Genomic DNA, 15,570 nt, shown 5'->3' with positions numbered 1-15,570 from the left:
GAAGTTGTGTGTAGGTGGGTGACCGGTTGCGCGCGAACGCGCGCCTGCAGGAGAGACGAGAACAGGCCCTCAGCGTGCAGGCCGCGCCAGCCCGCGCCGCTCGATGGGCGTGGAGAACACGATGGAGGTGCGTGTTTCGCCATAGCCGTTGATGCTGGCGAGGAAGCGCTCCAGGTCTTGCAGTGAGGTGGCGACGACCTGCATCACATAGGAATCCTCCCCCGCTACATGGTGGCATTCCAGCACCTCGGGCAGTTCGGCGAGCCTGTCCAGCAGGGCGCGCTTGCCCGGTTGCGGCACATGGATGCCTACGATGGCGCGCACCCCGTAGCCCACGGCGGCCGGTTCCACCTGTGCCTGGTAGCCGCGGATCACACCGGACTCCTGCAGTCGCTTGAGGCGCTCGGCCGTGGCCGGCATGGATAGGCCCGTGGCATCGGCCAGCGCCTTGAGCGGTGCCCGGCCATCGGCCTGCAGGGCCTGCAGTAGCAGCCAGGCCTTGTTGTCGAGCTGGATCGGTGAATGTTTTGTCATTGCCAATTCTTGCTTTGAAAAGAACGGCATTCAATCTGTTCGGCCGAATTTTCTGGCTGTTGTCATGCGCCGTCTCTGCCTACCATGGCGAGATGGTTTCCAAGGTATTTTTGTTGTTTTCTGAGGCTCTGTGGGTGGGGTTCTCGATCGCTGCGCCAGTGGGGCCCATCGGCCTGCTGACCATCCAGCGCACGCTGGAGCGCGGTATGCGTGCCGGCTTGGCCACGGGGCTCGGAGCGGCCACGGCGGATGCGCTGTATGGCGCACTCGGGGCGCTGGGCACGCGCTTTCTGATCGATGCGCTGGTGGGTGCGCGAACCTGGCTGGCGCTGGTGGGTGGGCTGGTGCTGTTGGCGATGGCCTGGCGCGTGGCACGCCAGCCCATGGCCCGGCAGGCGGCAGTCGTGGCCACGTCCGGCGATCTGTTGGGGTGTTTTGTCGGCACGCTGGCGCTCACCCTGTCGAACCCGGTCACCATCCTGTCGTTCATCGCCATCTTCGGCGCCATGGCCGGTGGGGCCCGGACCGTGGCGGTGCTGCCCATGGTGGCGGGGGTGTGGCTGGGCTCGGCGCTGTGGTGGCTGCTGCTGACTGCCATGGTGGCCCGTTGGCGCGCGCGCCTGGACGAGACCTGGCGCCAACGCATCCAATGGAGCTCGGCGGCCCTGCTGGCAGGCTTTGCGCTCTGGCAGTGGTGGGGGCTGCTCCGCTAAGGCGGTTCAGGCTGGCTCGACGGCGAATGTCAGCCCGGCGTGGGCCTGCAGCCGGTCGATCAGCGCCTGTCCCAGTGCAGGGGCCGTGGTCCAGATACCGCCCGGTGTGCTGGTGGCGTCCTGCAGCAGGCACACGGCCGCCTCGGCAATCATCTTGGAGGTTGAGCCGTAGCCCGGATCACGGTCGCCCTGGACCGCCACGCGCAGTTGGTGGCCCTCGGCGTCCATCCCCAGGAAGAGCACGTCGTAGAACCCCGCCTCGCGCTCCTCGGGCGAAGGGCCTTCGCCCGGTCTGGGGCCGCTGTCGGAGCCAAGCGACTTGTCGGCGGCCACGGCGTTGGCCATCGCTTCGCCCTTCTCGCCCGTGCCGGTCACCAGCATCTCGTCGTACACAAAGTCCGGCCCGTAGCGGTGCCCCATCAACAAGTTGGAGCGGTGGACGTTGCGCGTGTTGATGGCGGCCATCACGAACGGCGCTACCCACATGCCCAGCGCCTCGTCCACCATGGGTTTGTTGCCCGAGGGTTGGCGCGGGCCTTCAAAGCCAGGGGTGAGCGAGAAGGGGTTGCGCAACAGCTCCAGCACGCCGGGGTCCGCGGCGGCGGCGGCCATGGTGGCTTTCAGGCTGGCGGCAGTCCCGCCGGAGAAGGTGCCCTTCATCTTGCGCACGCGTCCGCGCACGCGGCTGGCGGGGTGGCCAAAGCGTGCGTGCATCTCGTTTTGCAACATCCACACGCCCATGTCGAACGGTATGGAATCAAAACCGCAAGAGAACACGATGCGCGCGCCGCTGGCCTTTGCGGCACCTTCGTGCGCATCGATCATCTGGCGCATCCAGGCGGGCTCGCCGCACAGGTCGACATAGTCCACACCCGCAGCCGCGCAGGCCGCCACGAGTTCACTGCCATAGAGTTGGTAGGGCCCCACCGTGGTCAGCACCAGCCGGGTCTGCTCCATCAGCGCCTGCAGGCTGGCGGGGTCGCTGCTGTCGGTCAGCACCAGGGGCGTATCGGCTGGCGCGCCGATGGCGTCGCGCACCGAGGCAAGTTTCTCTGCACTGCGCCCGCCCATGGCCCAGCGCAGACCGCTGCCTGCTGGGTAGCGCTGGAGCAGATACTCCACCACCAGCCGGCCGGTAAAACCGGTGGCGCCGTGAACGACAAGATCAAAAGCTTTGGCCATGGAAAATACCTCTGAGTGCGATGGCGGCATTGTGAAAGACGGCGCGCTGCCCGCCTGTCGCGCAGGCGTAGGGGCCGCCGCCGCTGGGGCGGGTCAGATGAAAAGGTAAGAAAAAATAGAAGAAAATAGCCTCCAACGCATACAGTGATTGCGCGAACAGCTATCGAAAATATAGTAATCCCATCAGGAAAACGAAATGAGCAAATCCCTGCGCCTGTCGGAAAAATGGTTTCGCCGTGGCCTGTGGCTGGTGGCGCTGGTGTTTGCCAGCTTCCTGATCGGCCTGGGCGGCACCATCGTGGGCGACCTGCCCAAGGTGGAGACGCCGCTGGCGCTCGACAACTTTCTGAACCAGCCGGCGGCCCAGCGGCTGCGCGAGCAGTTGCGCGGCGAGCGCAGTGCGGCCGAGGCCGCCGACAGCGCCCTGGCCCAGGCGCAGCTCCAGCGCAGCAAGGCGCGCAGCGAAACGCGCGCCCAGCGCGAGAGCTTCAACAATTGGCTGGCCACGCGCAGCGTGACCCAGCGATCCGAGCAAGACCCCGAAGTCATCGCCCGCACCCGTGCGCTCGACGCACAGCAGCGCGCCGAACAGGCCCAGCAGCGCGCCGTCGAGGCGCAGCAGCAAGCGGCGCTGGACGCACGGCAGGCGGCAGCGCAAACGCAAAAGCAGCTCGACAGCATGGAGACCGCGGCCCGCGCCAAGCTCAATGAGGAAATGCGGCGCGTGGAAATGCGTGTGTTCCTCTACCGGCTGGCGCTGACCCTGCCGCTGCTCGTTGTGGCCGGCTGGCTGTTTGTGAAAAAGCGCAAGGGCACCTACTGGCCCTTCGTCTGGGGCTTCATCTTTTTCGCTCTGTTCGCCTTCTTTGTCGAGCTCGTGCCCTACCTGCCGAGCTACGGCGGCTACGTGCGTTACGTGGTGGGCATTGCGGTAACCGCGCTGGTGGGGCGCTACGCCATCCTGGCCCTCAACCGCTACCTGGAGCGGCAAAAACTCGCCGAAGCCCTGCCGGACCAGGAGCGACGCAAGGAATTGAGCTACGACGTGGCTCTGGCCCGCCTGGCCAAAAGCGTCTGTCCCGGCTGCGAGCGTCCGGTGGATTTGAAGAACGAAAAGATCGACTTCTGCCCGCACTGCGGTATCGGTTTGTTTGACCGCTGCGGCGCCTGCAACACGCGCAAGAGTGCGTTTGCGAAGTTCTGCCATGCCTGCGGGGTGGGTGCCGGGCGTGCTGCGGCCGTTGCGACTGCGCCGGCAGCAGCGGTCCCCGTGCCACCAGTGCCGCCGATTCCGAGCTGAAGCCTCAGGCAGTTCACTCTGGGTGCGTGCGCCGCCACCAGCGTCGCATGCGCTGCCGCAGCACCCGCGCTGCTCGCCAGGGCCAGGAGGTGCGGGCGCGCGCCAGCAGTGCAGTTTTCAGAGCGATCCAGCGAAGGTACAGGGTGGCAAACCAGGCCAGGCGCATCAGCGCCGGTTGCGTCAAGGTGAACAGGCGCGCCACCACGGCCGTGCCGATGATTTTTGCCGCAACCACCACGGCCGTGCCCAGCAGCACCTGGCCGTTTCCGATGGCCCACAGCGCCAACAGCTTGGTGGGCAGCAGCAAGAGCGTGGGGACGCCAAACGCCGCCAGCGCCGCCCAGGGCGGCAGCGCGCGCACCCGGCCTTCCACCCAGCGCAGACCGGGCCACCGGCCGATGCGCGCGAGCAGGCGCTGCAAGGGCTCCCAGCCCCATTCCTCGAACAGGACCAGCAGGGCCAGTAGCCAGACGGCCAGAGTGCGCAGGCTGGTAAGCAGCCATCGCAGCGGGGCGGGTGCGGGCGTCATGCAAGCAGTGGTGCCGCTATGGCCGCTTTCCTTTGAACAGGCGCTTACTTACACCCCGCGCGCCCGATCCGCCTTGAACTGCGCCCGAAACTGTGCGAACTGCCCCGCGTCCAGCGCATTGCGCACTTCGTGCATCAGGTTCAGGTAGTAGTGCAGGTTGTGGATGGTGGTCAGCATGGGGCCGAGCATCTCGCCGCAGCGGTCCAGGTGGTGCAGGTAGGCGCGGCTGAAGCCGCCGCGCCCGCCTTGGTCCCACGCCACGCCCGACTGGCCCGCGCAGGCGTGGCAGGTGCAGGTGGTATCGAGCGGCTGGTGGTCGGTCTTGTGCCGGGCGTTCCTGATCTTCAGGTCGCCAAAGCGCGTGAACAGCGTGCCGTTGCGGGCGTTGCGGGTCGGCATGACGCAGTCGAACATGTCCACGCCGTCGGCCACGCCCTGGACCAGGTCTTCGGGCGTGCCCACGCCCATCAGATAGCGCGGCTTGTGCTGGGGCAGTTGGTGCGGGGTGTGCGCCATGATGTGCAGCATCTGCTCCTTGGGCTCGCCGACGCTCACGCCGCCAATGGCATAGCCGGGGAAATCCATCTCGACCAGGCGTGCCAGAGATTCTTCGCGCAGGTTGGTGAACATGCCGCCCTGCACGATGCCAAACAGCGCATTGGGGCTTTGCAGCCGGGCAAATTCCTCCTGGCTGCGACGCGCCCAGCGCAGGCTCATTTCCATCGACTGGCGCGCTTCGCGCTCGGTGGTGAGCTGCCCCTTGGTCTCGTACGGGGTGCACTCATCGAGCTGCATCACGATGTCGCTGTTCAGCGTGGTCTGGATCTGCATGCTCACCTCGGGCGACATGAAGAGCTTGTCGCCATTGACGGGAGACGCAAAGTGCACGCCTTCTTCGGTGATCTTGCGCATCGCGCCCAGGCTCCAGACCTGAAAACCGCCCGAGTCGGTCAGGATGGGTTTGTGCCACTGCTCGAACGCGTGCAGGCCGCCAAAGCTTTGCATCACGTCCTGCCCGGGGCGCATCCACAGGTGAAAGGTATTGCCCAGGATGATCTGCGCGCCCATATCGAGCAGGCTTTGCGGCATCACGCCCTTGACGGTGCCATACGTCCCCACGGGCATGAAGACGGGTGTTTGTACCACCCCGTGGTTAAGGGTCATGGCCGCGCGGCGGGCGTGGCTGGTGGGGTCGGTGGTGAGGAGCTCAAACTTCAGCATGCGTGCGATTGTCACCGCTAGAAGCGGCAGTTGAATGCGCCTGCCAGTGCTGCGATGGGCGGGCCAGGCAAGGCGTGAGGACGCCGCGCACTCCTGTGCGCAAGGACGAGCAACGCCGCATGGTGCGGCCAGCGTGGTGCTGGTGGGTGCATAGCGCTGTTCACCCCCTGGGTGAGTGCCAACGAAGCCAACAATGCCAGCCACCATGCTCTTGTCCAGACAATAGCAAGCGGTCAACTGCCGTTTCTAGGGTTGGAGCGCCCGACCGCTACACTGGCCGCCATGCTCTTAGAAGAAAGTCCCGTATGCCCAGAATCCTGATTGCCGTTGATGGCTCCGAACTCGCGCTCGATGCCGTGCGCCACGCGATTGGCCTGGTGCACGCTGGTTTGCGTGCCGACTTCGTGCTGGCCAACGTGCAGGAGCCGGCCACGCTGTACGAGCTGGTCGTCTCGCGCGACCCCGACCGCATTGCCGCTGCCAGCCTGGAGGCCGGTGCCCACCTGATGGCCGGTGCCCGCGCGCTGCTCGATGCAGCGGGCCTGACCTACGAGACGGAAATCGGCATGGGCGACCCGGCGCACACACTGGTGGATTTGATTGAGAACACGCAGAGCGACATGGCCATCATCGGCGCCCGCGGTCAGGGCGCTATCAGCGGCGCGCTACTGGGTTCGGTGTCGCAGGCACTGGCGCATTCCAGCCCGGTGCCGGTCACCATCGTCAAGCATGCCGAAGCGCCGGAAGTCCCAGAGGATGAGGACGGGGCCGAATAAACCGCAAGCTCAGGCGGCGCGGCGCGTTGTCTCAGGCGGGCGCTGCAGCTTGCCGTGGGGCAGCGTGGCGAGGCGCTTGAACATGCGCCGGCAGTAGCCGGCAATCCACAGGCATTTGTTGAGTTCGTCCACGGGCAGGGGGCCAGACACCACGACCAGGTCGTTGGCCACCGCCTGATTGCCTGCCGCGCGCAGGCGCCGGCGCGTGTGGTTGGCCCAGGACTGGATGCGCACCGGGCTGCCGTGCTGGTGCACTTCACCGGTGTGGGCGTCAAAGGCAATCGCCACGGTGTCGGTCTTGAGCTTGAAGCGCCGCTCGCCGGTCACGGCGCTGGGCACGTCGCGCATGTCGTACAGGTAGTAGCTGCCGGCCTTGAGCTGGTATTGCATGTCCATCGGAGGCTCCTCTTGTCCACATTGTCGAGGGCGCAAGGCGCCGGCAATGGCCGATTAAACGGTGAGAAAGTCGCCCTGTTCAGGCGCCTGCCGCGCGCAGCCATGCCGGTGTCGGCGCGCGTGCCATTGTGGCGGCGCTTCGGCGCGATGGCGCAGAACTTGAGGGCGATGTCGTAACGAGTTGTGATCGGACGCTGCTGGCCGCCTTGCGCGTTTGTCAGCAGCGCACAACACTGGCGCGGCCCCAGGCGTGGGACGCCGAGCAAGGGCCGCCCCGCAGCGAGGGCGTCGTCCCCCTGCCCGCGCAGCGCAGGGTAGCGAGAGCGGGGGGAAGGCGCGCAGCGCCTCAGGGGCTGCTGGCCGCCTTGCGCGCTCGTCAGCAGCGCACACCACTGGCGCGGCCCCAGGCGCGGGACGCCGAGCAAGAGCCGCCCCGCAGCGAGGGCGTCGTCCCCCTGCCCGCGCAGCGCAGCGTAGCGAGAGCGGGGGGAAGGCGCGCAGCGCCTCAGGGGCTGCTGGCCGCCTTGCGCGCTCGTCAGCAGCGCACACCACTGGCGCGGCCCCAGGCGTGGGACGCCGAGCAAGGGCCGCCCCGCAGCGAGGGCGTCGTCCCCCTGCCCGCCCAGCGCAGCGTAGCGAGAGCGGGGGGAAGGCGCGCAGCGCCTCAGGGGGGTGTTCCTGTTAGAAATCCACCAGGCTCAGGCCGACGCTGAAGACCGTGCGCTTGTGGTTGTAGTCGATCATGCTGTCGCCGTAGCCCGAGAACAGCTGCGTGTGCAGGCGCAGGTTGCTTTTGCCGCCGCCCAGCCCCGTGCCCAAGGCCTGCAGCCACTCCAGCCGTGTCGAGCCACGCGCCGTGCTGCCCAGTGAGCTGCGCACGGTCAGGCCCAGGGTGCTGTCCGGGGTGGCGTTCCAGAACGCCGACAGCTCGCCGCGGCCGATGTAGTCGCTGATGTCCGGGTTGTCGTCGCTGCTGGCGTCTTCGGCAATGCGTTTCCACACCTTGGCCTGTAGGCGCCAGCGGCTATCGAGCTCGATGCCGGTCATCAGATAGGCGCGGTTCCAGCTGCGAGACAGCGGCTCGCTCTGGCCATTGGACTGGTGCACCAGCCCGATGCCGCTGTAGCGCCAGCGCCAGCCAAAGGGGAGCTGTGCGTCGGTCGGGTAGACGTACATGACTTCGGGCTCGTGGTCGGTGGTGCGGAACGGGCGCGAGATCTGCGGCGTGAACACCTGCCAGTACGACTGTTGGGTGTAGCCAAACCACAGCGAATCCCTCAGCGTGGGGTTGCCCTGGGTCAGCAGGCCCTGGGCCACCTTGGTGCGCACGGAGAGTTGCAAGCGCCCCTCGGTGCGGCGGTAGGGGACCGATTGCAGCGCCGAATGGTCGGGTGCCGGTGAAGTGGGCTCGCGGTCCACGTTGCTGGCAGCCACCACGGAGACGGAAATGGGTCGGTAGCCGCGAAAGCTGAAGGTGCCGCAGTCGGTGCCCGATTCGAGCTCCCAGAAGCGCGAGAGCTCGCTGTACTGCGGGTCGCGGCAGCCCTCGGTGCGGGCGACTTCGATCACGCGCGTGGCGGGCAGGGTGGTGTCCACCTGGGCTTTGGGGGCAGCGGCGTTTTCGATGGCGCTGGCGGCGGGCGCGCCTCCCGCGGCCACGGGTGTGCCCAGTGACTGCTGCTGCGCCCAGCCGTCAAAGCACGCCAGGCGGGCGTTGGAGTCGGCCGTCATGGCCGCGCAGCTGCGCCAGGCGGCGTCGGGCGCGCTGGCACCAGACATGGCAGCGCCGCCGCCCTGGGCCAGCGCGGCGGCGCTGGCCGTCAGGGCGAGCACCAGCAAGGGGCAGGCGCGGGCAGCGCCGTGGGGGGTGAATGCAGACAGGGTCATGAAGAGAAGGGTGAGAAAAATACCAGGCGAATTGCGATGGGGAATGTCTGGATTGTTGGCCGCGCGCGGCGGGCGGCCTGTGGGAGCGCGCCGCAAGCACCGCCTTGGCATGGCGCATGGGCGCGCACGCAAGGCAAAAAGTTTAAGCATTTTTGGCCTCTAGCGCTTATGCAGTAAGCGTTAGCAGCTATTGTTTTGGTAGTATTGTCTGTAGTGCAAATGCAACAGATTCTCAGGCAGTCGCCCCAGGCGCTGCCGCCACCTTGCGTGCGAACTCCGCCCGCAGCGCCTTGAGCTTCTCGCGCGGGTCTTCGCGTGCCGTCGTGGCAGAGAGCGCCATTTCGGCAATGAAGCGGCTGGGTTGCGCGGCCACCATTTCGCGGCCTTTCTTGCGTTTTTTGGTCCAGCTTACCGCCAGTGTGCGCTGGGCGCGGGTGATGCCCACGTACATCAACCGGCGCTCTTCCTGCAGGCGCGAGAGGGTTTCGTCGCTCACCTTGAGCTGCCGCCCGCCATCGTCGTCGAGCTTGAAGGGCAGCATGCCTTCGGTGACCCCGGCCAGCACCACATGCGGCCACTCAAGCCCTTTCGAGGCGTGCAGGGTCGAGAGCGTGACCACGTCCTGGTCCTTCTCGCGGTCAGAAAGGGTCGAGAGCAGGGCGATGGTCTGCGCCACCTCCAGCAGGCTTTTGGCCTCCTGCGTGACGACCCCGCCCGCCGTGTCATCCACCTGGCCGCCGGCGCGCTGGGCCATCCAGTCGCAGAACTCCAGCACATTGGTCCAGCGGGCGGCGGCGACTTTTTCGCTGTCTTCGCCGTCGTAGAGGTGCTTTTCGTAGTCGATTTCTTTCAGCCAGTCGGCCAGGAAGCCGCGGGCATTCTCAGCGCCCAGCGTCTGCCGTGCCCGGTATTCCAGGTCGTTCACATAACGGCCGAACTCATGCAGGCCATCGAGCGCCCGGCGCGGCAGGGCGGCGGGCAGCATGGGCGAGAACAGGGCGGCGAACAGGCTCAGCTTGTGCTGCGTGGCGAACTGGCCCAGGGCCCCCAGCGTGGTGTGGCCGATGCCGCGCTTCGGCGCGGTGATCGCGCGCAGAAAGGCCGGGTCGTCGTCCTGGTTGATCCACAGCCGAAACCAGGCGCACAGGTCGCGGATTTCCGCCCGGTCGAAAAAGCTGGTGCCGCCCGAGACCTTGTACGGAATGCTGGCGCGCCGCAGCGCCTTCTCGAAGGGCTTGGCCTGGTGGTTGGCGCGGTACAGGATGGCGAAGCTCTTCCACTCCGGCGGCGGGTTGGCGGCGGCGCGCAGGCTCTGGATGCGGGCCACGGCGCGCTCGGCCTCGTGCTCCTCGCTGTCGGCATCGACCACGCGCACCGGTTCGCCCTCGCCCAGCTCGGAAAACAGCGTCTTGGGGAACAGCTTGGGGTTGGGTCCGATCACGTTGTTGGCCGCGCGCAGGATGGCCGAGGTGGATCGGTAGTTCTGCTCCAGCTTGACCACCTGCAAGGCGGGATAGTCGAGCGGCAGCTTTTTCAGGTTGTCCAGCGTCGCGCCGCGCCAGCCGTAGATGCTCTGGTCGTCGTCGCCCACGGCGGTAAAGTGGCCGCGCTCGCCCACCAGGAGCTTGAGCAGCTCGTACTGCGTGGCGTTGGTGTCCTGGTATTCATCGACCAGCACATGGCCGAGCTGGCGCTGCCATTTCTCGCGCACCTCGGGGAAGTCGCGCAGGAGCTTGAGCGGCAGGCCGATCAAATCGTCAAAGTCGACGCTCTGATAGGCCGTCAAACGCTCTTCGTAGCGCTGCATCAGCAGGGCAATGCTGCGCTCGTGGTCGTCCTTGGCCTGGGCCAGCGCCTGCGCGCCAGTCAGCCCGATGTTTTTCCACAGGCTGATGGTCCATTGCCACTGGCGCGCCGTGGCGGCGTCGGTCGTGCCGCCGGCGGCGTCCTTCAGGATGCTGGTCACATCGTCGCTGTCGAGGATGCTGAACTGGGGTTTGAGGCCCAGGAGCTTGCCGTCCTCGCGCACCAGGCGCACGCCCAGCGAGTGGAAGGTGCAGATCAGCACGTCCTTGGCCTGGCGGCCGATGAGGCCCTTGGCGCGCTCGCGCATCTCGGCCGCTGCCTTGTTGGTGAAGGTGATCGCCGCAATCGCCTTGGGGGCCATGCCGCGCTCGATCAGGTGCGCAATCTTGTGCGTGATGACGCGCGTCTTGCCCGAGCCAGCGCCGGCCAGCACCAGGCAGGGGCCCTCGGTGAAATGCACGGCGCGCAGTTGGGCAAGGTTGAGACCGGGAGACATGGGGGTAGGCAACGGGCAAGCGGCGCGGCGCTCGCAGGCGCGGCCATGGGGAAGGGAGCCGTGGATGATAGCGAGCTCAAGCGCAGCACCGGCCAAGCCCCGACAATACCGCCCGTGCTCGACGTCCTCCTCATCACTTTTCCCTTCTTCGCCCTGGTGCTCTGCGGCTACCTGGCGGCGCGCGGCGGCGTGTTGCCGCAGCCGGCGATTCCCGGGCTCAACGCCTTTGTGTTGTTTTTTGCGTTGCCCTGTCTGCTGTACCGCTTTGGCGCCCAGACGCCGATTGCCCAACTGCTGGACCCGGCCGTGGCCGGCGTGTACACGCTGTGCGCCGTGCTGATGGTGGGCGGTGCGGTGCTGGCCACGCGCGGCCCGCGCACCAACTGGAACGACGCGGCGTTTGGCGCGCTGGTGGCGGCGTTTCCCAACACCGGCTTCATGGGCGTGCCGCTGCTGGTGGCCCTGCTGGGGGCCACTGCGGCGGGGCCTGCCATCGTCACCATCATGATCGACATGGTGCTGACCACCTCGCTGTGCATTGCGCTGTCGCAGCTCGACGGCGCCGGCACGCATGGCATGGCGGTGGCCTTGCGCCGCGCCCTGCGCGGCATGCTGACCAACCCGATGCCCTGGTCGATCGCGCTGGGCGCCATCGCCTCGGCGGCGGCGTGGAAGCTGCCCGGCCCGGTGGACAAGACCATCGCCATGCTCGCCGACGCCGCCTCGCCGGTGGCGCTGTTCACCATTGGCGCGGTGCTGGCGCGCTCGCAGATGAACCAGCACGAGCGCGTGCTGGTGCGCGACTACGTGCCGCTGGCGCTGGCCAAGCTTTTCCTGCACCCGCTGCTGGTGTGGCTGGTCGGGCGCGGCGCGATGGCGCTGGGTGTGCCGCTGGACCCTTTCGCCTTCACCGTTCTGGTGCTGCTGGCGGCGCTGCCCAGCGCCAGCAATGTCTCGCTGCTGGCCGAGCGCTTTGGCGCGCACAACGGGCGCATTGCCCGCATCATTCTGGTGTCCACGGCGCTGGCGTTCCTGAGCTTTTCGGGAGCGGTGGCGCTGCTGACTTGAATGCTATTTAAGTTATAGCTCTCAGCGCATGCCAGATAAGCGCTAGAGCCACTTTTGACTGATATTTTTTACGTTCTGCATTGCCACCATGACCCAGCCCCATGTTCCCCCCGCGCTGCCCGACCGCCTCAGCGTCGATCCGCGCAGCGCCCACCACGTCGCCGAGGTGTTCCAGCACGATATTGGCATCCGCCTCAACGGCAAGGAGCGCTTTGACGTCGATGAATACTGCGTGAGCGAAGGCTGGGTGAAGGTGCCGGCTGGCCGGACGCTGGACCGCAAGGGGCGGCCGCTGCTGATCACGCTCAAGGGCAAGGTCGAGGCGTTTTACAAGCCGGCTTAAATTTTTTTGGGGCGGCAGGTCGTGGCCTAAAGTCCGGCAGCGCCGTCCTGGCGCCGCAGCTTAGGGGCTGTCGGACAGCGGTGCTCAGGGTTTGGCGGCTGCGTCGCTTTGCCGGCGCAGGGAGCGCAGGCCGGCGGCCAGTTCCACCACTTCGGCGGTGATGGCCTCCTGGCGCAGGCGGCGCAGCTCGTCCTGCAGCGTGCTGCTCATTTTCGTGATGTTCTCGTGCGCCGCCGCCATGGCCGAGAGCCGCGCCAGGTTTTCGCAGGCATGGCTGTGCAGGGTGGCCCTGGCGAGCCGCGCCGAGACATATTCGCCTGCCAGCAGGTCCAGCAGTTCGGCGGGCTTCTGGTGCACGCGCGGAGCCTGCTCGGGCGCGGCGCGCAGGGTGGCGAGGTCCAGTGGCAGCAGGCGCTGGCGCCGCAGTTCGAAGTGGTTGCCGGCCCCCATCTCGCCAAACAGCAATTCGACGCTGGCCGCAGGCCGCTTTGCCAGCGTGGCAAGCAACAAGCTGCGCAGCCGTTCACTGGTGGGGATCACGGCGTCCGCGTGCGCGACCAGAGGGGCGTGGGCTTCGATCTTGAGCCCGCGCACGTGCGCGATGTGTTGGGCCTGTTCTCCCAGCAGCACGGTGCGCACGGCTGGCGTCCCGGTGGGCAAGGCGTCCAGCACACGCTCGGTGTAGCCGCCGTTGAAGCCCTGCTCCGCGCCAAACACCAGCCACAGCGCTTCGCCGGTGCTGGGGCCGGGGCGGTGATCGGCGGCAGAGGGCGCTGGCGCATCGCTTTCGGGCAGCAGCGCCAGGGCCTGGCCGATGGCCGCGGCCACGGTGCGGCTGTAGGCATCGGCGCCGGCAATGCGGGCGCGGGCGCGTTCGGAGCGGGCCGCCGCCATGCCGCGCAGCGCATTGACCAGTTCGCCAAAACCTTGCGTGGTGGCAAGCCGTGCCTGTACGTCGGCGGCAGTGCGGTCCACGGTTCACACCACTGCGGTTGCCGGCTCGCCCAGCACCTGGGCCAACTGGGCACTGAGGCGCTCCTGCAGGCCGGGTGGGGGCTTGCCGCGGGTGCGCAGCGCTGCCGCCAGCACGGGGTCAGCGGCAATGGCGGCGCCAAGTTGCGCGAGCCTGGCCGGCAGTGCCTGCGGGCCGCCGGTATCGAGCAGCCCGGTCTGCAGCGCGATCAGCAGGGCCACCTGCAGCGCCGCGTCCTGCGGCGCCAGCCGTGGCTGGCCCAGGGCCGCGCGGATCAGGCGGCCCCGGGCGATCTGCGCCTGGACGCGTGCGTCCAGCTCGGTCCCAAAGCGGGTGAACACTTCCAGTTCAAGGAACTGGGCGTAAGCCAGGCGCAGTTGCGCCACCGCGCCCCGCATCAGCGGGGCCTGGGTCTTGCCGCCGACGCGGCTTACGCTCAGGCCCGTGTCCACCGCAGGCAACTGGCCCAGCTCGAACTGGCGCTGGTTCAGCACGATCTGCCCGTCGGTAATCGAGATCAGGTTGGTCGGGATGTAGGCGCTCAGGTTGCCGGCCTCGGTGCGGGCCACCGGCAGCGCGGTCAGCGAGCCCCCGCCGCGCTCGGGCGAGAGCATGGCGGCGCGCTCGAGCAGCCGGGCGTGTACATGAAAAATGTCGCCCGGATAGGCTTCGCGCCCCGGTGGCTGCTGCATCAGAAGGGCCAGCTCGCGGTGCGTGGCCGCATGCTGGCTCAGGTCGTCCACCACCACCAGCGCATGGCCGCCGCGGTCACGGAACCACTCGGCCATGGAAAACCCGGCAAAGGGCGCCAGCCATTGCAGGCCGGGGGCGGTGCTGCCACTGGCCACGACAACAATGCAGCGTTCGGGGGCGCCAAACTTTTCAATGGCGGCGACCACGGCGGCGGCCGATTCCGAGGTTTGCCCGACGCAGATGTAGACGCAGATCAGCTCGCTGTCCTTTTGCGCAACGACGGCATCGACCGCAATCGCCGTCTTGCCCGTGCCGCGGTCGCCGATGAGCAGCTCGCGCTGGCCCCGCCCCAGGGGAAACAGGGCATCGACGGCGAGCGTGCCGGTGTGCACCGGCTCTTGGACCAGTGCGCGCTCGAGAATGCTGGGCGCCGGCCGTTCGGCGGGCAGGCGCTCGGTGCTTGCCACCGGCCCACGGCCGTCGAGCGGGCGGCCCAGCGGGTCTACGACGCGGCCCAGCAGCGCCTCGCCCACGGGCACCTGCACCACGTCGCCCGTGCGGCGCACGGCGTCGCCCACGGCCACACCAGCGCTGTCGTCGAGCAGCACGCAGGCGATGCTGTCGGCATTGAGGCTGGCCGCGTAGCCCATGCGATCGCTGGAGAAGCGCAGCAGTTCGCCCAGGCGCGCTCCGGCCAGTCCGCGTATTTCGGCGATGCCGTCGCCCGTGGCGTGCACGCGGCCGATTTCTTCGAAATGTGCCGGCTGAGCGCCTTCGGGCAGGCGCGCGGCGGCGGCGCTGCGCCAGCGCTGAAGGCTGGCCACCAGGGGTTCGGGCACGGGCGCGGTCTCGCAGACCTCGGAACCTTCGGCGAGGGCCTCGCTCATGCCGCTTCCTGCGCCACCGGGGCCAGGGCCTGCCGGGCCTCTTGCAGCGTACGCGCCCAGTGCAGCGCCAGCGTGCCCAGGGTAAAGCGCAGTTCGGCGCCGGCAATGAGGGCGCTGTCGTGCGTGCAGGTGAGGGCCACGCTGTTGCCCAGCAAGGCCTGCAGGCGCGTGCGCAGCGCGTCCTGCGCCGCAGGCGCCAAGGCGCGTGCGGTGCACAGTTCCACATTTCTTGCACTGCCCGGCGCGAACCACTGCGCACGCTGCGCCTCGGGCGTTGCGGCCACCTGGGCCAGCAGGCTGTCGATGAAGGTGCTGTCATCGACGGGCGTGAGCGTGAGCATCCGGCCCGCCAGGTCCACTGCCAGACCGGAGGCTTCGTCAAAGAGCCTTGATGCGGCCTGCTGGCGTTCGCTCGCCAGTTGTGCACGTGCAGCGTCCAGCTGTGCCTTGGCCTCAAGGCGGGCGCTGGCGAGCAGTTGTTCGCGCTCGGCGGCGGCGTCCCGGCGTGCGGCGTCGAGCAGACGGGCCTGTTCGGTTTCCAGGGTTTGCTGCTGGCTCGCCAGCGCGCTGGCGGCCTGCTGCGCCTGTGCCGCTTTGTCGCTGGCATCGGCCAGCTCCTTGGCGACGAGCGCGCGCCGCGCGGCGATCACGGACTGCAGCGGCCGGTACAGCAGCCAGCGCAGCAGTACCAGCAGCACCAGCAGGTTGACCGCTTGCAGCAGCAGGGTGGAGAGGTCGATGTGCATCGTCAGAACGTCAACAAGCG

Annotated in this window: 15 protein-coding genes; 5 read left to right on the top strand and 10 right to left on the bottom strand. The window is 67.8% G+C overall.

Translation table 11 applies throughout. The features are described from left to right. Positions 1 to 69 precede the first annotated feature (69 nt). A complete protein-coding gene (locus tag D3F03_RS10725; RefSeq protein ID WP_199665442.1) occupies positions 70 to 534 on the bottom strand; it encodes an Lrp/AsnC family transcriptional regulator in 465 nt (154 codons plus the stop codon). 92 nt (positions 535 to 626) lie between these two features. On the opposite strand from D3F03_RS10725, the gene D3F03_RS10720 reads away from it, so the two are divergent. Beyond that, positions 627 to 1,247 (top strand): LysE family translocator, encoded by a 621-nt coding sequence (locus D3F03_RS10720; protein ID WP_119109512.1) that lies wholly within the window; start codon positions 627 to 629, stop codon positions 1,245 to 1,247. Positions 1,248 to 1,253: 6 nt separating this feature from the next. Here D3F03_RS10720 and D3F03_RS10715 read toward each other — a convergent pair whose 3' ends face one another. Further along, a complete protein-coding gene (locus D3F03_RS10715; protein WP_119109331.1) occupies positions 1,254 to 2,429 on the bottom strand; it encodes a saccharopine dehydrogenase family protein in 1,176 nt (391 codons plus the stop codon). A 196-nt stretch (positions 2,430 to 2,625) separates the two neighbouring features. Here D3F03_RS10715 and D3F03_RS10710 point away from each other — a divergent pair, with 196 nt between their 5' ends. Beyond that, on the top strand, positions 2,626 to 3,729 hold the full coding sequence (locus D3F03_RS10710; protein ID WP_119109330.1) for a zinc ribbon domain-containing protein: 1,104 nt from the start codon (positions 2,626 to 2,628) through the stop codon (positions 3,727 to 3,729). Positions 3,730 to 3,742: 13 nt separating this feature from the next. Here the strand turns inward: D3F03_RS10710 and D3F03_RS10705 are convergent, their stop codons facing one another. Next, entirely contained in the window at positions 3,743 to 4,258 is a 516-nt protein-coding gene (locus tag D3F03_RS10705) for a hypothetical protein (protein ID WP_245960573.1), read from the bottom strand. A gap of 48 nt (positions 4,259 to 4,306) precedes the next feature. Further along, complete coding sequence (tgt, locus tag D3F03_RS10700; protein ID WP_119109329.1) at positions 4,307 to 5,479, bottom strand: tRNA guanosine(34) transglycosylase Tgt; 1,173 nt, start codon at positions 5,477 to 5,479, stop codon at positions 4,307 to 4,309. 305 nt (positions 5,480 to 5,784) lie between these two features. Here tgt and D3F03_RS10695 point away from each other — a divergent pair, with 305 nt between their 5' ends. Then, on the top strand, positions 5,785 to 6,255 hold the full coding sequence (locus D3F03_RS10695) for a universal stress protein (protein ID WP_119109328.1): 471 nt from the start codon (positions 5,785 to 5,787) through the stop codon (positions 6,253 to 6,255). A 9-nt stretch (positions 6,256 to 6,264) separates the two neighbouring features. Here D3F03_RS10695 and D3F03_RS10690 read toward each other — a convergent pair whose 3' ends face one another. From D3F03_RS10690 to D3F03_RS10670, 3 genes are all read right to left on the bottom strand, one after another. Then, on the bottom strand, positions 6,265 to 6,651 hold the full coding sequence (locus D3F03_RS10690; RefSeq protein ID WP_119109327.1) for a hypothetical protein: 387 nt from the start codon (positions 6,649 to 6,651) through the stop codon (positions 6,265 to 6,267). 681 nt (positions 6,652 to 7,332) lie between these two features. Next, a complete protein-coding gene (locus D3F03_RS10675) occupies positions 7,333 to 8,538 on the bottom strand; it encodes a phospholipase A (RefSeq protein ID WP_119109326.1) in 1,206 nt (401 codons plus the stop codon). Positions 8,539 to 8,770: 232 nt separating this feature from the next. Next, positions 8,771 to 10,840: an ATP-dependent helicase gene (locus tag D3F03_RS10670; RefSeq protein WP_119109325.1), complete on the bottom strand. Its 2,070-nt coding sequence runs from the start codon at positions 10,838 to 10,840 to the stop codon at positions 8,771 to 8,773. 114 nt (positions 10,841 to 10,954) lie between these two features. Here D3F03_RS10670 and D3F03_RS10665 point away from each other — a divergent pair, with 114 nt between their 5' ends. Continuing rightward, entirely contained in the window at positions 10,955 to 11,908 is a 954-nt protein-coding gene (locus tag D3F03_RS10665; protein ID WP_119109510.1) for an AEC family transporter, read from the top strand. Positions 11,909 to 11,996: 88 nt separating this feature from the next. Beyond that, on the top strand, positions 11,997 to 12,251 hold the full coding sequence (locus D3F03_RS10660; protein ID WP_119109324.1) for a DUF3297 family protein: 255 nt from the start codon (positions 11,997 to 11,999) through the stop codon (positions 12,249 to 12,251). Positions 12,252 to 12,335: 84 nt separating this feature from the next. Here the strand turns inward: D3F03_RS10660 and D3F03_RS10655 are convergent, their stop codons facing one another. The 3 genes from D3F03_RS10655 to D3F03_RS10645 are packed head-to-tail and all read right to left on the bottom strand — an operon-like array spanning position 12,336 to position 15,550. Further along, entirely contained in the window at positions 12,336 to 13,226 is an 891-nt protein-coding gene (locus D3F03_RS10655) for a F0F1 ATP synthase subunit gamma (protein WP_119109323.1), read from the bottom strand. A 3-nt stretch (positions 13,227 to 13,229) separates the two neighbouring features. Further along, on the bottom strand, positions 13,230 to 14,804 hold the full coding sequence (locus D3F03_RS10650; RefSeq protein WP_119109322.1) for a F0F1 ATP synthase subunit alpha: 1,575 nt from the start codon (positions 14,802 to 14,804) through the stop codon (positions 13,230 to 13,232). Further along, positions 14,801 to 15,550 carry a F0F1 ATP synthase subunit B family protein gene (locus tag D3F03_RS10645; protein ID WP_119109321.1) on the bottom strand — a complete coding sequence of 250 codons (750 nt, stop codon included), beginning with the start codon at positions 15,548 to 15,550 and terminating at the stop codon, positions 14,801 to 14,803. The genes D3F03_RS10650 and D3F03_RS10645 overlap by 4 nt, the downstream gene beginning before the upstream one ends. Positions 15,551 to 15,570: the final 20 nt, after the last annotated feature.

The organism is Simplicispira hankyongi, assembly GCF_003570885.1.
Taxonomy (GTDB): domain Bacteria; phylum Pseudomonadota; class Gammaproteobacteria; order Burkholderiales; family Burkholderiaceae_C; genus Simplicispira; species Simplicispira hankyongi.
This window is presented reverse-complemented; position numbering and strand designations above follow the sequence as displayed.

Bases quoted from the DNA above. Each gene is read 5' to 3' on its own strand.
- D3F03_RS10725 (WP_199665442.1), bottom strand. From the start codon at position 534: ATGACAAAACATTCACCGATCCAGCTCGACAACAAGGCCTGGCTGCTA.
- D3F03_RS10720 (WP_119109512.1), top strand. From the start codon at position 627: ATGGTTTCCAAGGTATTTTTGTTGTTTTCTGAGGCTCTGTGGGTGGGG.
- D3F03_RS10715 (WP_119109331.1), bottom strand. From the start codon at position 2,429: ATGGCCAAAGCTTTTGATCTTGTCGTTCACGGCGCCACCGGTTTTACC.
- D3F03_RS10710 (WP_119109330.1), top strand. From the start codon at position 2,626: ATGAGCAAATCCCTGCGCCTGTCGGAAAAATGGTTTCGCCGTGGCCTG.
- D3F03_RS10705 (WP_245960573.1), bottom strand. From the start codon at position 4,258: ATGACGCCCGCACCCGCCCCGCTGCGATGGCTGCTTACCAGCCTGCGC.
- tgt (WP_119109329.1), bottom strand. From the start codon at position 5,479: ATGCTGAAGTTTGAGCTCCTCACCACCGACCCCACCAGCCACGCCCGC.
- D3F03_RS10695 (WP_119109328.1), top strand. From the start codon at position 5,785: ATGCCCAGAATCCTGATTGCCGTTGATGGCTCCGAACTCGCGCTCGAT.
- D3F03_RS10690 (WP_119109327.1), bottom strand. From the start codon at position 6,651: ATGGACATGCAATACCAGCTCAAGGCCGGCAGCTACTACCTGTACGAC.
- D3F03_RS10675 (WP_119109326.1), bottom strand. From the start codon at position 8,538: ATGACCCTGTCTGCATTCACCCCCCACGGCGCTGCCCGCGCCTGCCCC.
- D3F03_RS10670 (WP_119109325.1), bottom strand. From the start codon at position 10,840: ATGTCTCCCGGTCTCAACCTTGCCCAACTGCGCGCCGTGCATTTCACC.
- D3F03_RS10660 (WP_119109324.1), top strand. From the start codon at position 11,997: ATGACCCAGCCCCATGTTCCCCCCGCGCTGCCCGACCGCCTCAGCGTC.
- D3F03_RS10650 (WP_119109322.1), bottom strand. From the start codon at position 14,804: ATGAGCGAGGCCCTCGCCGAAGGTTCCGAGGTCTGCGAGACCGCGCCC.
- D3F03_RS10645 (WP_119109321.1), bottom strand. From the start codon at position 15,550: ATGCACATCGACCTCTCCACCCTGCTGCTGCAAGCGGTCAACCTGCTG.